The sequence below is a fragment of the Psychrobacter sp. CMS30 genome (assembly GCF_904846565.1).
GTDB lineage: Bacteria > Pseudomonadota > Gammaproteobacteria > Pseudomonadales > Moraxellaceae > Psychrobacter > Psychrobacter maritimus.
This window is the reverse complement of sequence record NZ_CAJHBF010000004.1, coordinates 139,897-156,592: the sequence shown is the minus strand read 5'-3', so window position 1 is coordinate 156,592 and position 16,696 is coordinate 139,897. Positions and strand designations below refer to the sequence as shown.

16 protein-coding genes are annotated in these 16,696 nt (G+C 44.3%); 10 read left to right on the top strand and 6 right to left on the bottom strand.

All coding sequences use genetic code 11. The features are described from left to right. The first annotated feature begins 119 nt into the window (after nt 1-119). Nucleotides 120-1,049 (top strand): formyltetrahydrofolate deformylase, encoded by a 930-nt coding sequence (gene purU, locus JMX94_RS03620; RefSeq protein WP_227673497.1) that lies wholly within the window; start codon nt 120-122, stop codon nt 1,047-1,049. Between the two features lie 111 nt (nt 1,050-1,160). Here the strand turns inward: purU and JMX94_RS03615 are convergent, their stop codons facing one another. Continuing rightward, a complete protein-coding gene (locus JMX94_RS03615) occupies nt 1,161-1,967 on the bottom strand; it encodes an inner membrane protein YpjD (protein ID WP_201563273.1) in 807 nt (268 codons plus the stop codon). Nucleotides 1,968-2,458: 491 nt separating this feature from the next. Between JMX94_RS03615 and ffh the strand changes: the two genes are divergently transcribed. The 7 genes from ffh to JMX94_RS03580 all read left to right on the top strand — a co-directional run bounded on the left by ffh (nt 2,459) and on the right by JMX94_RS03580 (nt 8,902). Beyond that, nucleotides 2,459-4,009, top strand: a complete 1,551-nt coding sequence (ffh, locus tag JMX94_RS03610; RefSeq protein ID WP_201563271.1) for a signal recognition particle protein — start codon at nt 2,459-2,461, stop codon at nt 4,007-4,009. Between the two features lie 213 nt (nt 4,010-4,222). Further along, complete coding sequence (gene tsaB / locus JMX94_RS03605; protein WP_201563363.1) at nt 4,223-4,921, top strand: tRNA (adenosine(37)-N6)-threonylcarbamoyltransferase complex dimerization subunit type 1 TsaB; 699 nt, start codon at nt 4,223-4,225, stop codon at nt 4,919-4,921. A gap of 124 nt (nt 4,922-5,045) precedes the next feature. Beyond that, nucleotides 5,046-5,888, top strand: a complete 843-nt coding sequence (locus tag JMX94_RS03600) for an undecaprenyl-diphosphate phosphatase (protein WP_201563269.1) — start codon at nt 5,046-5,048, stop codon at nt 5,886-5,888. 70 nt (nt 5,889-5,958) lie between these two features. Further along, nucleotides 5,959-6,858 (top strand): class I SAM-dependent methyltransferase, encoded by a 900-nt coding sequence (locus JMX94_RS03595; protein ID WP_201563361.1) that lies wholly within the window; start codon nt 5,959-5,961, stop codon nt 6,856-6,858. Between the two features lie 132 nt (nt 6,859-6,990). Beyond that, nucleotides 6,991-7,239 (top strand): hypothetical protein, encoded by a 249-nt coding sequence (locus JMX94_RS03590; RefSeq protein ID WP_201563267.1) that lies wholly within the window; start codon nt 6,991-6,993, stop codon nt 7,237-7,239. Nucleotides 7,240-7,314: 75 nt separating this feature from the next. Next, nucleotides 7,315-8,232: a 4-hydroxybenzoate octaprenyltransferase gene (gene ubiA, locus JMX94_RS03585; RefSeq protein ID WP_201563265.1), complete on the top strand. Its 918-nt coding sequence runs from the start codon at nt 7,315-7,317 to the stop codon at nt 8,230-8,232. Further along, nucleotides 8,225-8,902: a DUF4112 domain-containing protein gene (locus JMX94_RS03580; RefSeq protein WP_201563263.1), complete on the top strand. Its 678-nt coding sequence runs from the start codon at nt 8,225-8,227 to the stop codon at nt 8,900-8,902. The genes ubiA and JMX94_RS03580 overlap by 8 nt, the downstream gene beginning before the upstream one ends. A gap of 107 nt (nt 8,903-9,009) precedes the next feature. Here JMX94_RS03580 and JMX94_RS03575 read toward each other — a convergent pair whose 3' ends face one another. From JMX94_RS03575 to ispZ, 5 genes are all read right to left on the bottom strand, one after another. Beyond that, nucleotides 9,010-9,627, bottom strand: coding sequence for a hypothetical protein (locus tag JMX94_RS03575; protein ID WP_201563261.1), 618 nt, complete (start codon nt 9,625-9,627; stop codon nt 9,010-9,012). 356 nt (nt 9,628-9,983) lie between these two features. Continuing rightward, nucleotides 9,984-12,119, bottom strand: a complete 2,136-nt coding sequence (gene mnmD / locus JMX94_RS03570) for a tRNA (5-methylaminomethyl-2-thiouridine)(34)-methyltransferase MnmD (RefSeq protein WP_201563259.1) — start codon at nt 12,117-12,119, stop codon at nt 9,984-9,986. 26 nt (nt 12,120-12,145) lie between these two features. Further along, the gene (locus tag JMX94_RS03565) at nt 12,146-12,694 is read right to left on the bottom strand and encodes a hypothetical protein (RefSeq protein WP_227673496.1); all 549 of its coding nucleotides are present in this window, start codon (nt 12,692-12,694) and stop codon (nt 12,146-12,148) included. Continuing rightward, complete coding sequence (locus JMX94_RS03560; protein WP_201563257.1) at nt 12,691-13,032, bottom strand: YciI family protein; 342 nt, start codon at nt 13,030-13,032, stop codon at nt 12,691-12,693. Before JMX94_RS03560 ends, JMX94_RS03565 begins: the two co-directional genes overlap by 4 nt. 146 nt (nt 13,033-13,178) lie before the next feature. Continuing rightward, nucleotides 13,179-13,730, bottom strand: coding sequence for a septation protein IspZ (gene ispZ, locus JMX94_RS03555; protein WP_201563255.1), 552 nt, complete (start codon nt 13,728-13,730; stop codon nt 13,179-13,181). A 224-nt stretch (nt 13,731-13,954) separates the two neighbouring features. Here ispZ and JMX94_RS03550 point away from each other — a divergent pair, with 224 nt between their 5' ends. After that, nucleotides 13,955-14,836, top strand: a complete 882-nt coding sequence (locus JMX94_RS03550; RefSeq protein WP_201563253.1) for a PHP domain-containing protein — start codon at nt 13,955-13,957, stop codon at nt 14,834-14,836. A 309-nt stretch (nt 14,837-15,145) separates the two neighbouring features. Beyond that, entirely contained in the window at nt 15,146-16,693 is a 1,548-nt protein-coding gene (locus JMX94_RS03545) for a diguanylate cyclase (RefSeq protein WP_201563251.1), read from the top strand. The last annotated feature ends 3 nt before the right edge of the window (nt 16,694-16,696 follow it).

The following is a 16,696-nucleotide window of genomic DNA, read 5'->3' as shown; positions in this document are numbered from 1 at the left end:
AACCAAATACAAGCAACTCAATCAGCAAAGTTTTGCAAAAGCGATTAGAATAGTTGGTTTCCTATGCTGCTAAGCATATTCAAAGTAAGCAGCACGTTTCATTTTTAATTGGGCGCATTATGTCAGACAATACCACGACTGCTATAGCAAGCATAAAGTCGAGCAAAAATTCTCAAAATGTACTATCTAGCGATGCTATTGATACCGCGACGCTATTGATTAAATGCCGCGATCAAGCGGGCATCGTACAAGCCGTATCTGAGTTTATTCATCGTTATGGCGGCAATATTATTACGCTTGATCAGTATTCAACCGCTCACGAAGGCGGGCAATATTTTATGCGTTTGGAGTTTGCTTTAGCAGGCTTGAGCGAAATTATGGATAACTTTGAAGCCAGCTTCGGTCATACGGTGGCTAAGCGCCACAATATGGCGTGGCGCTTGCATAACAATGCGATTAAAACCAAGGTTGGCATTTTAGTATCAAAGTTCGACCATGCCTTGTTAGATTTACTGTGGCGGCATCAGCGCGGATTACTCGATTGCGAGATTACGTCTGTCGTTAGTAACCATGAGGACTTGCGCCAAGCGGTAGAAAACTTTGGCATTACTTTCCATTATGTGCCAGTGACTAAGGATAATAAAAACGAGGCAGAAGAGCAGATTCATACCTTGATGGCAGGCAATGATTTGTTGGTATTAGCGCGTTATATGCAGATTTTATCATCTGATTTTGTCAAGCGTTGGCCGATGCAAGTCATCAATATTCACCATTCATTTCTGCCTGCGTTTGTCGGTGCTGATCCTTATCGTCAGGCTTATGAGAAAGGCGTCAAGCTTATCGGAGCGACCGCGCACTATGTTACAGCCGAGCTTGACCAAGGCCCTATCATTGAGCAAGACGTGCATCGTGTGACTCATCGCCAAGGGGTGACAGAGCTACGTGCTATTGGCCGTGATATCGAGCGCAATGTCTTGGCGCGCGCGGTGAATTGGCATGTGCAAAACCGCGTGATTGTGGCGGGTAATAAGACCGTGGTTTTCAATTAGCTTTATGTTAAAACGGTTTTAAACCGAAATAAGAGCGCAAAAAAAGGCCGCCAGTATTAGTATTTAATACTGGCGGCCTTTTTTCATTAGAATGCTGCTGCAAAATTGAATTTATAACAGCATCTCTAACACAAACTTGCTACCGACAAAGCCAATTGCTAATAGGATAAAGGCATAAATAGTCATGTTGGCAGCACGTTTACCACGCCATCCTGCACGCCAATTGCCTAATAATAGCGCGCCAAATAGCAGCCACGATAGGACGCTAAATACCGTTTTATGGGCAAGGTGCTGCGCCATTAGGTCTTCTACATAAACAAAACCAATCCCTAGCGCGATACTCAGCAAGACAAAGCCGACCAATAGCATGTCGAACAATAGACTTTCCATGCTCTGTAGCGACGGCAGTTTATTCACCCAAAAGCGATGAATCGATTGGTGCTTGAGCTCGCGTATTTGTAGGCGCAAAAATAGTGCTTGCAGCGCTGCCATCAGCAGCACACAATAGGCGGCAAGCGATAGTAGGATATGCGCTTCAAGCCCGACACTGATATCCGTGATGGGACGATAAGGCGCGCGGCCGATATAACCGACAATCATCCCGACTAGTGCCGTTGGTGCTGCTAAAATACCAAGACTGACGATAGGGCGGTATAAGCTAAAAATAACATAGAAAAATAAGAAAAATAAACTGATCAGGCTAATGATGTTAAATAGATTGAAATTTAGCCCGTATAGCGTGACCACATGCGGATAAAGTAATGCTGCATGTGCCAGCATACCGACAACCAATAAACCTAAGCTCACGCCTTTGTGGATAGGTTTGTCCTGAATCAGCGCCCAACCAATGTAGATGCTGACCAAAATATAAACCATGCCAGCCAGTAAAAATGCAAGTTGCAAGATAAAAAACCTCATCTCATGATGAGCGCAAAATCGCCGCTCAATTGAATGCTAAAATGGTATTATCAGAATGATTAGAATAATCATCCAATTTATCATAAAATGGCAAGCAATTGAGTGCCATCTTACGGATTGATTATAAGCACTTGTAGGACAGTAGCGCTAAAATTTAGTATTTATTAGCTATAAAATTAAATAGTCAGCTTTATTTAACCCTATATTTGAAAACTGTCATTTGCAAAACGACTATAAGCTTTGCAGCGCCTTAATGCTATAGTATTGATACTGTGCTGCTTTTTATAATGATTTTTATAAAAACGCCACCTCATATGCTATAGCACATCTTAATAAGAGTTATCAGCAAGCAACGCTGAACCAAGTTTAACGACGTATTGTTGTCATAGTATCTTTTACCAAGAATTGCTTTTACCAAGAATTGCTTTTATCAAGAATTGTTTTTATCAAGAATTGTTTCCACTAAGAATTATTTTAATTGAGAGTCATTTATGTTTGATACCTTAACAGAACGCTTATCGTCGAGCCTGCGTAATATCGTCGGCACTGGGCAGTTGACCGAAGATAATATTAAAGACACCTTGCGCGAAGTGCGTATGGCGCTGTTAGAAGCCGACGTCGCGCTACCGGTCACCCGTGACTTTGTGAAGCGGGTAAAAGAGCAAGCGCTTGGTGCGGAAGTGCTGAAAGAATTGGCGCCAGGACAAGCATTCGTTAAAATCGTCCACGATGAGCTGACCGAAATGATGGGCAGCGCCAATCAGCAGCTTGAAATGACTGGTAAACCGCCTGTTGTTTATTTATTAGCGGGTTTGCAAGGTGCGGGTAAAACCACCACGGCTGGTAAATTGGCGAAATTCTTACAAGAACGTCATAAGAAAAAGGTGATGCTAGTTTCTGCTGACGTTTACCGCCCAGCAGCGATTGCCCAGCTTGAGCAAGTAGCAGGGCAAGTAAATGCCAAGTTCGTCAATTCAACTAGCGACGAAAACCCAATTGATATCGCGCTACGTGCTATCGAAGAAGCGAAAATTCAGTATCAAGATATTTTGATTATTGATACCGCCGGTCGTTTGGCTATCGACGAAGCCATGATGGAGGAAATCAAAGCGTTAACTGCGGCGGTCAATCCATCTGAGACGCTATTTGTCGTTGATGCGATGACCGGTCAAGATGCGGCCAATACCGCCAAAGCCTTTAACGATGCGCTGCCATTAACGGGCGTTATTTTAACCAAGACTGACGGTGATGCTCGCGGCGGCGCGGCATTGTCTGTACGTGCGATTACCGGCAAGCCGATTAAGTTCTTAGGTCGCGGTGAAAAACTAGACGCGCTAGAGCTGTTCCATCCTGAACGTATTGCTCAGCGCATTCTTGGTATGGGTGACGTCTTAAGTTTAGTTGAAGAAGTCGAGCAAAAGATCGACCGTGATAAAGCTGAAAAAATGGCGAAAAAGATGCAAAAGGGTGGCGAGTTCGACCTTGAAGATCTATTAACCCAGTTCCAGCAAATGAAAAGCATGGGCGGCATGGCAGGCTTTTTAGATAAGATGCCAGGTATGGGCGGCTCTGATATGCAAAAAGCCGTCGAAGAGGCCAAACCAGAAGAAAAAGTACGTGAAATGGAAGCCTTGATTAATTCAATGACCCCATTTGAGCGCAAAAACCCAGATAAAATCAATCCAAGCCGTAAGCGCCGTATTGCAGCAGGTTCTGGTCGTGAAATTCAAGACGTCAATCGCTTGCTCAAGCAGCACAAGCAAATGGCAAAAATGATGAAGATGATTTCTAAGCCAGAAGGCATCAGTAAAATGATGAAATCGATGCAAGGGTTGATGGGCGGCGGCGCTGGAGCGGGTGGCGGCGGTGGTCCATTATTCGGTGGTGGCGGTCAGCAAGGTGGTGCTAAAGATGTGAACCCACAGCAAATGGCAAAGCAGATGGGACTTGATCCAAATAACATGCCTAGCACTGAAGAGATGCAAAAACAGATGCAAGAGTTGCAAAATCAAGGCCCAAAGAAATTTAAAACACGCTTTTAAATAGTGGCTGACTGAATTAGCACTCACTATTAGCAAGCACTTTTAACAAAAACCTCAAATCTATATAGGCTTTGAGGTTTTTTTAGGTCTCTCTTATTTAGACAACTTCTCATTAATAAAGTATGAAAAAGATAGAAATTAATAAAATTCCCCTATCCTAAATGCTATGATAGGCGCTGTTTTATGATGCCAAGCGAATAAGCCGAGGTGATGATGTTTTTAGCAATGGATACCGTATTTGATCAGTGTTCGATCGCGATTTTAGATGCCAATGGGCAAGTGCTGTCGAGCCATACTGAAACGGGTAAACGCCAGCAGACCCAGCAAATCCTGCCGATGATTGATGCGGCATTGTCCGAGGCTAATCTGCCTCTTGCTGATATAAAAGCATTGATATTCAACCGTGGCCCGGGTGCATTTAGTGGTATACGAATCAATACGGCAGTGGTGCAAGCGCTCTCTGTCGCACATGATATTCCTTGTGTAGGACTCTCAAGCTTACAAGCAATTGCCCAATGTGCGTATAAAAAGTACGGCCTGACCCAAGTTTATAGCGCGCTTGATGCGCGTATGCAGCAAGTTTATTTTGGCCAGTACTCAATTTTAGGCGATGTAGCAGACAATTCTATCATGCAGCCAGTGTTGGCTACTGATAGCGATAGCACCGAGCAGCTGCTGGATTATGACAGCCAAACAGCGCTTAATTTGCCTATCGTCGGTAATGGTGCGCCGCTATTAAAAGCGTATGATGGACAAGTATGCCATGAAGATGTGTGGCCAGACGCGGTGGTAATTGGGCAATTGGGCATTGCTCAATTCATGAGTGTTGGTGGTACCGATGCCGCCAATGCGTTACCAAGATACCTGCGCAACCAAGCATGGAAAACACTGAAAGAGCAAGGTAAGGCGTAGTTTTTGCTTTATAGCATAAAATATCGTTAATTACTAAATACCTTGAGTCACAAAAATACAAACGATTATAAAAGCAACGATCATATAGGACAGCCGATAGCGCTGTCTTTTTAGGGAAGCAACTGTGGATATACTGTTATTAATCCAAGCGGTCATCATGGGTATCGTTGAAGGTATCACTGAGTTTTTACCCATCTCTAGTACGGGATATTTGATTTTATCCGCGGATTTGATGGGCTTTTGGACCAAAGAAAAGGTTGATTTGTTTGTGGTGGTAGTCCAGCTTGGCGCTATCTTAGCAGTCATTTATGATTACTGGGGCAGACTATGGCAAGCGCTCATAGGGCTGCTGACCGGTAAAGCGGACGGTATGAGTAATCCAAGACAGTTAGGTTTAAGCTTAATTGTCGCGACCATTCCGGTGATGATTGTTGGTTTTACCTTCGCTGATGAGATTAAGACGTATTTGTTTAACCCTATCGTCGTGGCAATTATGCTGATTGTTGGCGGTTTGCTGATATTTTATGTAGAAAATCGCCCTAAAACGATTATCGCGCAAGAGGCTGAAGACGTCAGCCTAAAAACGGCATTGATGATTGGTTTGATGCAGTGTCTGGCCTTAATACCAGGAACATCACGCTCAGGTGCCACTATTATTGGCGCACTGTGGCTTGGCGTCTCACGCAAGGCTTCGGCGGAGTTCTCCTTCTTTTTAGGTATTCCAGTCATTGTCGGTGCGGCATTGTTAGATTTGCTAAAACATGGTGATGTATTGACCAGTAGCGAAGACTGGTTAGTGTTAGGTATCGGCACCGTGGTGTCGTTTATTGTGGCCTTACTTTGTATTCGTCTATTGGTTGCTTGGGTTAGCCGTCGTGACTTTAAAATCTTTGCATGGCTACGCATTATCACGGGCGTCATCGTATTGGTTGCCGCTTGGGGCTTTGGCTACCAGATGGCAGGCTAAAATTCATAGTGGCATAGTTTTTGATGCTAATACTTGTACTTTTCACTACTAGGAAGGAATGGCAGTTAATATGACCACTGCGAAGAAAATACCGACCGCTCATATTAACTGCCAGCTATTTTATGTTAGCGAGGTGCAGGCAAGTCAAGTTGAGAACTTGAAGATGCTTATAGCTGAGCATGCGTTACCCATCATTTTAGATATTGAGCTATTTCCCGAAAAGCTCAATCAAAAACGTCGCCAGCAATTAAGCGAAACCTCTATTCAACCTATTCTTTTGTTAGATGATAAAGACAGGCTTTCATGGCTGAGTGATGGTCTCAGTGTCGCACCTGAATGGGATAAGCTACAACGGCGGGTGGTGAGTGCAGGGCGTAAGTCTGAGTTATTATTACAAGCTGCTAAAATTACATCGGATAGTACGGTCATTGATGCGACCGCAGGCTTTGGGCATGACAGCCTAATATTAGCCAGTACTGGCGCTCAAGTTACTATGCTTGAGCAGCAGCCCCTGATGGCGTTATTGTTGCTGGCAGAACAGCAGCGTATGAGTACGCTGCCAAATTGGCAAAAGCTGATGAGCCGACTACAGATTATTAATGTCGATGCGCTTAGTTATTTTGCAAAACTACAAGCTGAGTCGGTCAATGCTATTAAAGAAAATGATGCGAAAGTAGTTGATGTAATATATCTGGATCCTATGTTTCCAGAAGACAGCTATCAAGATAGCAAAACGGGTAAAGGCGCTAAAGTGGGCAAGCATATGCAAGCCTTGCACCAGTTGGCTAGCCCGCCAACGCTAGAAGAAGAGTCGCAATTGCTACAAAGTGCGCAAGCAATCGTCAGTCAAGGTGCAGGACAAGGCCGCGTAGTCGTCAAGCGTCCGCAGCTTGCGCCGTTACTTGCAAATCAACAACCGAGTGAGAGCTGGCATAATGAAGCGGTACGTTTTGATGGTTATTTTGTTTGATGGCTGTGTTAAATAGGCGCTTTTAATAAATACTTTCTATGTTATGAATGGCCTCGGTTAATCAGGTTACGTATTTAGAATACAAAGATTTAGAAGTGGTGGATTTAATAGTAATGGATTCAGGAGAAAAGGATGTCAACGATTATAATTTGGGTCATTGGTGCAGGCTTATTACTGATGAATATTGCGTTGCGAACAGAAGTTTTACAGCTCAAAGCTCACCTAAAAGCGCTTAGGAATCCAAAAGAACAAATGGACTACTTACGGCAGCAAGCAAAGCTTAGCCAAAATAATAAGATGGCGTCCATTAAGGCATTACGTAAGCAATATCCTGAGATGTCGCTCATTGAAGCCAACAACTTATGGCAACAAATTCAGTAGTTCACTAATTCGTTCACCCGATTCCATAGCCTGCAAAAAAGTATATAAAATTTCTATAGATGATAATAAAAAACCATGACATTTAACGATAAATTACAAGCCTACCTGCAACTAACACGCTTTGATAAACCCGTAGGTATAGAGCTATTACTCTGGCCGACGCTTTGGGGTGTAATGCTGGCGGCGATGGGTCAGGCGCAGCAGCAAGGGGCAACGGCAGGTTTGCCGAGTCTAAAGGTATTTGTACTTTTTGCGCTGGGCGCGATTTTTATGCGCGCGGCAGGCTGTGCAATCAATGACTTTGCTGACCGCAAGGTCGATGGTCATGTCAGCCGCACCAAAGGCCGTCCATTAGCGGACGGGCGCTTATCTGCTAAAGAAGCCATTGCTGCTTTTTTATTACTGGTATTACTTAGTGCCAGTTTATTGTTCTTTTTACCTATTGCTGTTTTCTACTGGTCGCTCGGCGCGGTTATATTAGCCTTTATTTACCCATTTATGAAGCGCTATACCCATTTGCCACAAGTGTTTTTAGCTGCAGCATTTGGGTGGGCAATACCGATGGCCTATGTCGCGATACAAGGCGCGCCTGATATCTGGTGTTGGCTATTGTTTATTGCTTATATGTGCTGGACAGTGGCTTATGATACCCAGTACGCTATGGCGGATCGTGAGGATGATTTAAAAATTGGCGTCAAATCAACGGCGATATTATTTGGTCGCTATGATGTGATTATTATCTCGCTGCTACAAACCGCGTTTTTACTTATCATGGGTGCGGTTATGTGGCATTACTTTGCGCCAACCAGTGTAGGTGTGATACCAGTATTTGGTTTGGCGTTAGTGGCGATGATGTTTGCCAAGCAAAATAGCGCTTGTGTCAGTCGTCAAGCTTTGGCATGTTTTCAGGCGTTTTTGGCCAATATATGGGTAGGACGTTACGTCTTTGCTCTTATCGCAATCGCTTGCCTATGGACGACTTTTAATGGATAACTTTAAGAAGCTCTCAAAGTCAAAAGCGAAAAAGGGTGCTGCTATTAATGCGCCTGTTATTGATTATCAGGCAAAGCTTGCTGAGCATGGGTTAACGCGTGAGCAAGTTATCGCGACCGAGCGTAAACTGGCTAAGTTTGCCAATACCATGGATTCGCTCGTACGGGTGCCCTTTACCAAACAAGGCATGGGCGCTGATGCGGCGCTTTCGACCATTCCGCTAGCAGGTGATTTGGCAGGATTGGCGTTGACCAGCTATGCCTTTATATTAGGTCGTCAGTTGGGCGTACCTGCGCATAAAATGACCCCAGCGGTTAGGCTGGCGCTGATTGATATGGTGGTTGGCATCGTACCGGGTATCGGTACCGTACTTGATATTTTCATTCGCCCTAGTCGCAAGACATTGAGCATCGTGCATGAGCATCTACACGATGAATACGGCATCACCGAAACCATGCATATGGATCGACCGTTTTTGCATCAATCTTTGGAAGATAAGCAGCAGCAAAGCCGCTTTGCGTTCTTTTGGCGCAACCCTGTCGTTGCTTGGTTATATCTGCACATTCCTGACCTATTGGGATTAATCGTTATTGTGGTTATCGGCTGGGGCTTATGGGCGATGATGAGCTGGCTGGTCAGTCTGTTTAGCAAGACCACTGGTTTTGGCTAAAGGTAAAGCAGAGCAAAAAGGCGGCAAATATTAATGATATTTGCCGCCTTTTTATTGCTGAATTTATTACCTTTAACAGATTGTAAGCCAAGTTTTTATTGATAACATTATTCGGTGATGACTTCTGCTTCTACACTGATGGCCTCAAAGCTCGTTGTTTTATTGTTTTGAATAAGATCAATGCTGCTACCACCGCCATGACTGACCAGCTGAATACTGCCATCGTTTGAGCGATAAGTAGGGTTATTGCCTTGGCCTTCTGGCGCACTCAAGGTCATTTTTGGTTTGCTCGGCAGGGTAACGATAGCGTTAAGCACGCCTTTTTCTGAGGTTTCAAAGATGACAAATAACGTCTCACCGCTGGCACTGCGATAGTTAACATCAGTGATTTGCGCGCCTTTGATGGCTTGTTCTGGATTGGGCGCTATCGCGGCATTATTTGCTGAAGTGTCCGCTGCGCCAAGCTCATTTTCTAATTCAGTTAAGCTTGTATTTTGTTCTAAGTTGAGATTAGGCTTAGCAGTATCTTCATCAGCAACTTTAGGTGCATTAATATTAGAGCTTACTGGCGTCGTTTGGGTGGTTGTGTCAACAGCAGTCTCTTCGGCGGTTTCAGGTTCGGGCGTCTTTTGGCAAGCACTGAGTAGTGATAGGCTTAAGAACGCAATAGAAAGCGCTTTAAGTGATGATTTTGATGTTACCAAGGTAAAAATATCGGTTTTCATAATAGACAGCTATCCATTTATAATGGTTATTTAAGTATTTTAAATTTCAAGGTTAGTCTAGCATTATTCTTCAAGTCGGCTTCTATACTGTTATAAATACATGCCTTGGCATTGAGAGCATTTGCATAAAATAGCATCTGTATAAATATTGATAAAGGTTAGGGCGTGTCCTCAATTCAATCGATGGACATCTAAATGGTCTAAAAATGGCTAAATTTTGCCAAACTTCGTCAAATAGCTGGGTAATATCCCGATATTAACTGCACTATTTTCCTTGTTTGGCTACAATTTATCTCATTTTTATCACCATTTTTAAAATGAGGACACGCCCTAGCGTAACGTTAAATTATTACCTTTTACGCTTTATGCAATCGCGCCCGATTGGGTGATAATCGCGCTAAGGTAACGGCAGATAAAGGCGCAAAGCAGCCTAACATCATATCTGCTAATGCTTCGGCGCATATCGGTGCTAGTGCATAACCCTTTGCCCCCATCGCGGAGAGCGTCCAAATGCGGCGGCTTTGCGCAAGTCGTCCGACCAAGGGATGATAGTCAATCGTTTGCGTGCGTACACCGGCGCGCGCTTGCCATGCGCTGGTATCGTCTGGCAAGACATTGCTTAATTCAGGAATATCCTCAAGCAATTTGTCATAATTCTGCTGATTTTCTTCACCACGGATATCAATACTGGCGTCAGCATCTAAAAAGCTGGCACCAAGTAAAAACTGCGGCTGATTGTCGCTAATATTATTCACTTCGGCATCACCACTTTGGCCAATAAAGGGCGCGCAATAACCACTATATTTGAGCGGTAATTTAGGCAGACCAGCGACCTGCTCAGCAGTGGGCGTAAACCAAGATAACTGCCCGCGAATGGTACGGCATTCAACGATACGTTTATCTAGTTGATGGCTTTCATAGGCGGCGCAAATAACGACATTGTCAGCGCAGATAGTAATAGAGCTTTGATTATTATTACCGCCACTTTCTTTATCACCAGTCACCATAACTTTATCTGCAGTCTCTTTGATATCGGTAACGCTAAGCTGCTGATAATTGATATTTGGGTGTTTAAGAATGACGGTTTTTAGCGCTTGTGGATTGACCAAACCAGATTGTGGTAAATATAAATTGTCCGCTAAGTCTTTAGCTTTTAAGCCGCTTAACCGCAGTGCTTCTGCAGTCGTAATCGTAGTTGCCATCTCATTGGGATAATCGGCAATTTGCGCCGTGCCAATATTGGTTTTTATCAGCAAATCTAACGTACCTGTTTGCTCAAGTATCGGCGGCGTTTGCTGCAGCTCTGCTTGCTGATTAAAATAACGATACAGCCTGCCGCTATAGAGATAACCAATAGAGTGCAGGTGCTCATAGACATGATGAATGGGTGTCATGTTCGGCGCGAGGAGGGCGCGCGGATTGCCAGAGGCGCCAGCAAGTGGCGCGACTTTATCTATTATGGTGACTGTCATACCGCGATTGGCCAGTGTCCAAGCGGTGAGTAGTCCCGCAACGCCTGCGCCAATAATCACTGTATGGCTAGGAATATGGCTGAGAGGGTTTGGCAAAACGGAGAAGTTGTTATCGTCATTTAGTGCTAAAGAATTAGCGTTGTCAGCCATAACTGCCGTCAGCATCTCACGCTTGCGCCCAAAACCTTTAACCTTTTTAATGCTAAAGCCATGCGCTTGCAACCCACGTTTGACGATACCAGCACAGCTATAAGTGGCGGCGGTCGTGCTAGGACGAGATAAGCGCTGCATCTGGGTAAATATCGACTCTGCCCATAAGGTCTCATTACAAGAAGGCGCGAAACCATCTAAAAACCAAGCATCAATATAAGGGCGCTTGATAGCGGTCTCAGTATCTAAACTTGCCAAACTATCGCCCGCATCGCCTAACCAAATATCAAGCGTGATATTATCGTCAATAAAATTTAGTCGATGACAGCCCGCAATAAGCGGCGGGTAGTTGGCTAAAAGTTGCTCAATCAATTTAGCAAGTTCGGGGGCGCGCTGTGTCCATAAAGCGAGTATCTGCGTTAAGTCGTTAAGCGGAATGGGGTATTTTTCAGTGGTGATAAAGTGTAAGCGCGCGCTTGTTAAATGCGGCTTTTTAGCACGAAGCTGTCGCCAAAGCTTCCATGTCGCCAAAAAATTCAAGCCCGTACCAAAGCCCAATTCAGCAACAGTGAAGCATTGCTTGTCGGCAAGGTTTGCTAGGCGCTCGGGTAATTGGTTATGGGCTAAAAATACATGGCGGGATTCTGCCAAGCCATCAGCGTGCGAGAAATAGACATCGCCAAACTCCCCTGATACTGGCACTTGATTGCCAGCATCATCGGTTTGCCATGCAATCTTAGCAGGGGTAATCACGTTTGGCGGTGCGGGTTTTTTAGGGAGTTTGGTGGCTTTATAAGGTTTATGCGCGGCGGAAGAGGTAGGCTTAGATATAGCAGATTTAGACTCAGGTTTAGACACAAATTTGGACATAAAGCATCACATTTATAGAGGATTTACTACCAGCGTTCACGGCGCACAAACACCAACCACGAAATAAAAATCCCAACCAACAAGCTAATTAACACCGTAAATGCGCCATATAAAAACAATTGACCTTTGCTTTCATAAACCAAAACGTTCACTTGCGTTTGTAAGTCATTGACTTGACGCTGAAGCTGGGCATTACGGCTAAGCAATTCTTGATTGGCCGCAGAGAGCGCTTTATTAGACGGTTGTAGCTGCGCTGCTAAGGTATCGTTAATATTGGTCGCAGGCTGAGCACTCGCAGTTGGGTTCGCTGCTATAGTAGACACCGTATTTGAGGCACTATTTGGTAGCGCTAGTTGACTAACATTATTGGGTGCTAATACAGCGTTAGGCGCTAGCGTAGCCGTTCCTGCCGCAGGATCGGCATTGGTCACAGTTGGCGCTGCTTGTACCGATAGACTGGCAAGCAACAATAGGCTCGCAATGCTAACGTTAGCAACACGACCAAAAGCGCGCTTAGTAAAATTACGAGCGACATGATTAGAAACAGAACTATTTAATAATAACTGCTCAATCACGATGCTGCTACCTTATTGGCTGGTTTATCTGCTGCGCTGTCAGTAGGTGCAGGCAAGGTCTGAACAAACGGCTTGATATCCACATGGCTATAGACACCATCACGCAAATAAGGCTCAGCGCTTGCCCATGCTTGCGCGGCATCGAGGGAGTCAAAGTCAGCAATAATCAGGCTGCCTGACATCTCGCTTTTACCGTGTTCGATAGGCGTTGGGCCCGCGATAATGAGTCGCTGCTCGCTTTGTAATACTTGCAGGCGGGCAACGTGTTCGGCGCGCGTCACCTGACGTTGTGCGCTGCTACCAGCAACATCGTGACCGATAATGGCAAATAAGGACATGGGGCTTCCTCAAGTAAATAGTATGAATAAAGCGCTAATAACCAGAACAAAAAATAATGATGATATGTCTCATTATACTTTTAAATCATATATTATGATTAAACCAGCTTTTACGATTAAACTAGGTCTTATAATTAAATCAGCTTTTATTTAGTGGTTTTGTCGGTTAACGCTGGATTGAGATGGTTTTTCAACAATGCAAATTGGGCAACCACGAATACCAACATAATCGGAATCCAGCCGTAGGTTTTGAAGTTAATCCAAGCCTCATCAGACATAGTGAATGCCGTGATATAATGTAGGACGCCCATAAAGGCAAAAAACAATGCCCAAGCGACGGTCAGTTTTTTCCAGCCACTTAGTGTGAGTGAAAACACCTCTTTCATGGCCAGTTGCATCAGTGGTTTATTAATCGCCGCACTGACCAATAGCGTTAAGGCAAAGATACCATTGATAATAGGTGATTTCCAACGCAAATAGATGTCGTCACGCAATAGCAGCGTACCACCGCAAAAGACGATGGTTAATAATAAAACGACCCACTGCTGTTTATCAAATTTGCCTTTTTGCCGCACAAAATGGATGGCATAAATAATAATAGTGGCAACGAGCAAGGCGCCTGCCGCCGCTAAAATGCCACTGTAACGCGCGGCAATAAAAAAAGCGATCAACGGAATGAAGTCTAATAAGGCTTTCATAGCAAATAGGATGTCCAACAAAAAACGTATGGGGTAGTTTACACGTCTACTGCCGCAAAAAAAAGCAATCAACCTGATAATCGTCCGATATGCCCTCGATATGTTATTGATATGCTGTTGCTATACCATGTCTTCGCCGTTTTTAGCTCGTTTTACTGATAATATAGTTAGTATCACCAGTATATTTAAATGAACAATACATTCAAAACCTTAAGGCCAGCTTTATGAAAATCGACTTACATTGCCACAGTACTTGCTCTGATGGCACCTATGCGCCGACCGAGGTGGTACAGCGTGCTCATAACGCTGGTATTAATGTACTGGCGCTGACTGATCATGATACCTTAATGGGTATCGATGAGGCGCGCGCGGCGGCTGAGGCCTGCGATATACAGTTAATCAATGGGGTTGAGATTAGCTGCGAGCACACGCTAAGCGGCGGCTACGGTAAAAATAAATCCACCAATAAAATCATCCATGTCCTTGGACTTGATTTTTCCGATCGTGAAAAAATGCACGCCACCTTGCAACAATTGCAAGACAGCCGTGCCACGCGCGGTCAACGTATTACTGAAAAACTCAGTGAGCTATTAGATATTAATTACGACGAGTTATGGCAAGCGGTACTCGATAAAGCAGGCGGCAATCCACAAGCGGTAGGGCGTGCGCATATTGGGCAAGTGTTGTTTGAGCGCGGCGCCGTAAAAACCGTACAAAAAGCCTTTGATAAATACTTGGCGGACAATAAGCCGGCTTATGTGGCGATTGAAGCATTAACAATGCAGCATGGTATCGAGCTGATTCATGCTTGCGGCGGCAAGGCGGTATTGGCGCACCCAACGCGCTACCAGCTTTCGGCCACCCGTGTACGTAAATTGATCGAAGAGTTTGCACGGCTTGGCGGTGATGCTTGTGAATTACCAGCGAATAGCGAACCAGTTAGTACCCGCAGAATGGTCGATCGCAGCATTGCTGAACACCAGCTTACCGCGTCTATCGGTAGCGACTTTCATGGCAGTAATATGCCGTGGCGACGTTTGGGTGACGTACCGAACCTTCACCCTGAACAGCAGGGCATTTGGCAGTCGTTTGTGACATTGGCTTAGTTAAAAGTATAAACCAAAACTATTATTTAAAATGATAAGTCGATCCTGTGACTCGGCATTGTAAATTGACCATATAATTAAAAATCATTATTAAAAATCATTATTAAAAATCATTATTAAAAATCATTATTAAAAAACATAGGCCAAAATGAGGTGTCAGATATTGACGCATAAATCACTTAAACAGATTGATAATTAAAAGAAAAATTGCCACACTAAATGCGTCAGTTTAGATCTAACATAAATCATCCTTTTTACTTTCTTATTTGGTTTTAGCTCAATAACTTTCATTATCTGCGGTAGCCCATTATGGCTGTATCGATATCTCATCTAGGCTACAGAAAACTCTCGCGAGTGATTTTTGAGTGGCAAGCTGCTGATAGGGCATCGCTGCTGGCATTGTTTATTTTGCTGGAAGTGTCATCGCATTGGCTATGGTGTTTATTTGTCTGGTGGCGCCAAGATATCTATGGCTCCTACGTAAATATGGATGTGCTGTATCCCTTGTGGATAGGGCTCACCTTGATGGTCCTGTTTTTTTCTTGGATGGTTAGCCGCTTATCGCCGATTAGAAAAGACACGGATTCGTTATATAAGTGGCAAGCGATAATCGTCACGCTTTATAGCCTTTATATTGCCGTGGTCATTTTAGTCATGGGTCACAGTAGTTTGGTCGCGGGAGTATCTCTCGTTGGCGGCGCGATGTTAGGTATGATGCTTATACGTCGCCGCTATGTCTGGAAAGCCTTTTTGGGTCATATCGTCCTGATTTTCCTAGTCACTTTGGTTCCCTATTTTGGCTTGACGATACCCAATCTACGTCAAATGACGATGAGCTCTTTTCCTTTAGATGGCTATAGCTATCTTACTTATAGCGAGATGACATCAATTGAAAATGCCATTTCTGCGTCTATTTTTAAAAATGGGATACTGAGTTGGGAGACCTTTAATCAACTGCGTTTGTCTTCAGCATTTTTTTGGCGCACCACCCATATTTATATGGCGCTGCCAAAGGCAATTTTTATCATTTATATGTTTCGCACGCTGCTATTGATATTGGATAACAGTAAAGCTGAGATTATGCAGTATGCCAATCAAGATGAATTGACCCAGTTAAAAAGCCGCCGTTATGGTTTGACGCAGATGCAGCAAGCGCTGCTCGCAATGGGAGATAAGCAAGATTTCAGTGTGATTTTATTGGATTTAGATTGGTTTAAAAATATCAATGACAATTATGGTCATGACGTCGGCGACCAAGTGCTGTCCGAGGTTGCTCAGACGCTACTAAAATCTCTATCAGAAGAGAGCATTGTCAGTCGCTATGGCGGCGAAGAGTTTTTGATTGTGCTACCCGATACCCAGCATGATAGTGCCATGATCATTGCGAAGCAGCTGCGCCAAGATATTGCGCAACATGTCATCAAGAGCGATGATGGCACGGATTTTAATATCACTGCCAGTATAGGGGTTTATACCCTGACCCATGAGGAGCGCGCCCGTATTCAGAGTGAATATAGGGCCTTGGCATTAGAAGAAAGTTCGCAGCCGCTTGCGGAAACGCAGAAATCTCGTAGGCAAGCGGCCGACATTAATAAAGCCCGTACCGACAAAACCAGTACGCAAAAAGAAAGCTCGCAAAAAACTCGCGCCCAAAAAAGAATCTCTCATAGAAGAAAACGTGCTGCCACAGAAATATTAAAGGCGCAGCTGCCGAGCGATATTTGTCAGCGCTTAATCTGCATTGCTGATAAAGCCTTATATGAGGCAAAAGATCGTGGTCGCAATCAAGTGGTCAGCGCTAATGCTGTGCTAGCGGCAGAAAAAGATAAGATTGCCGTCCTTTATGCGACTAGCTAATCA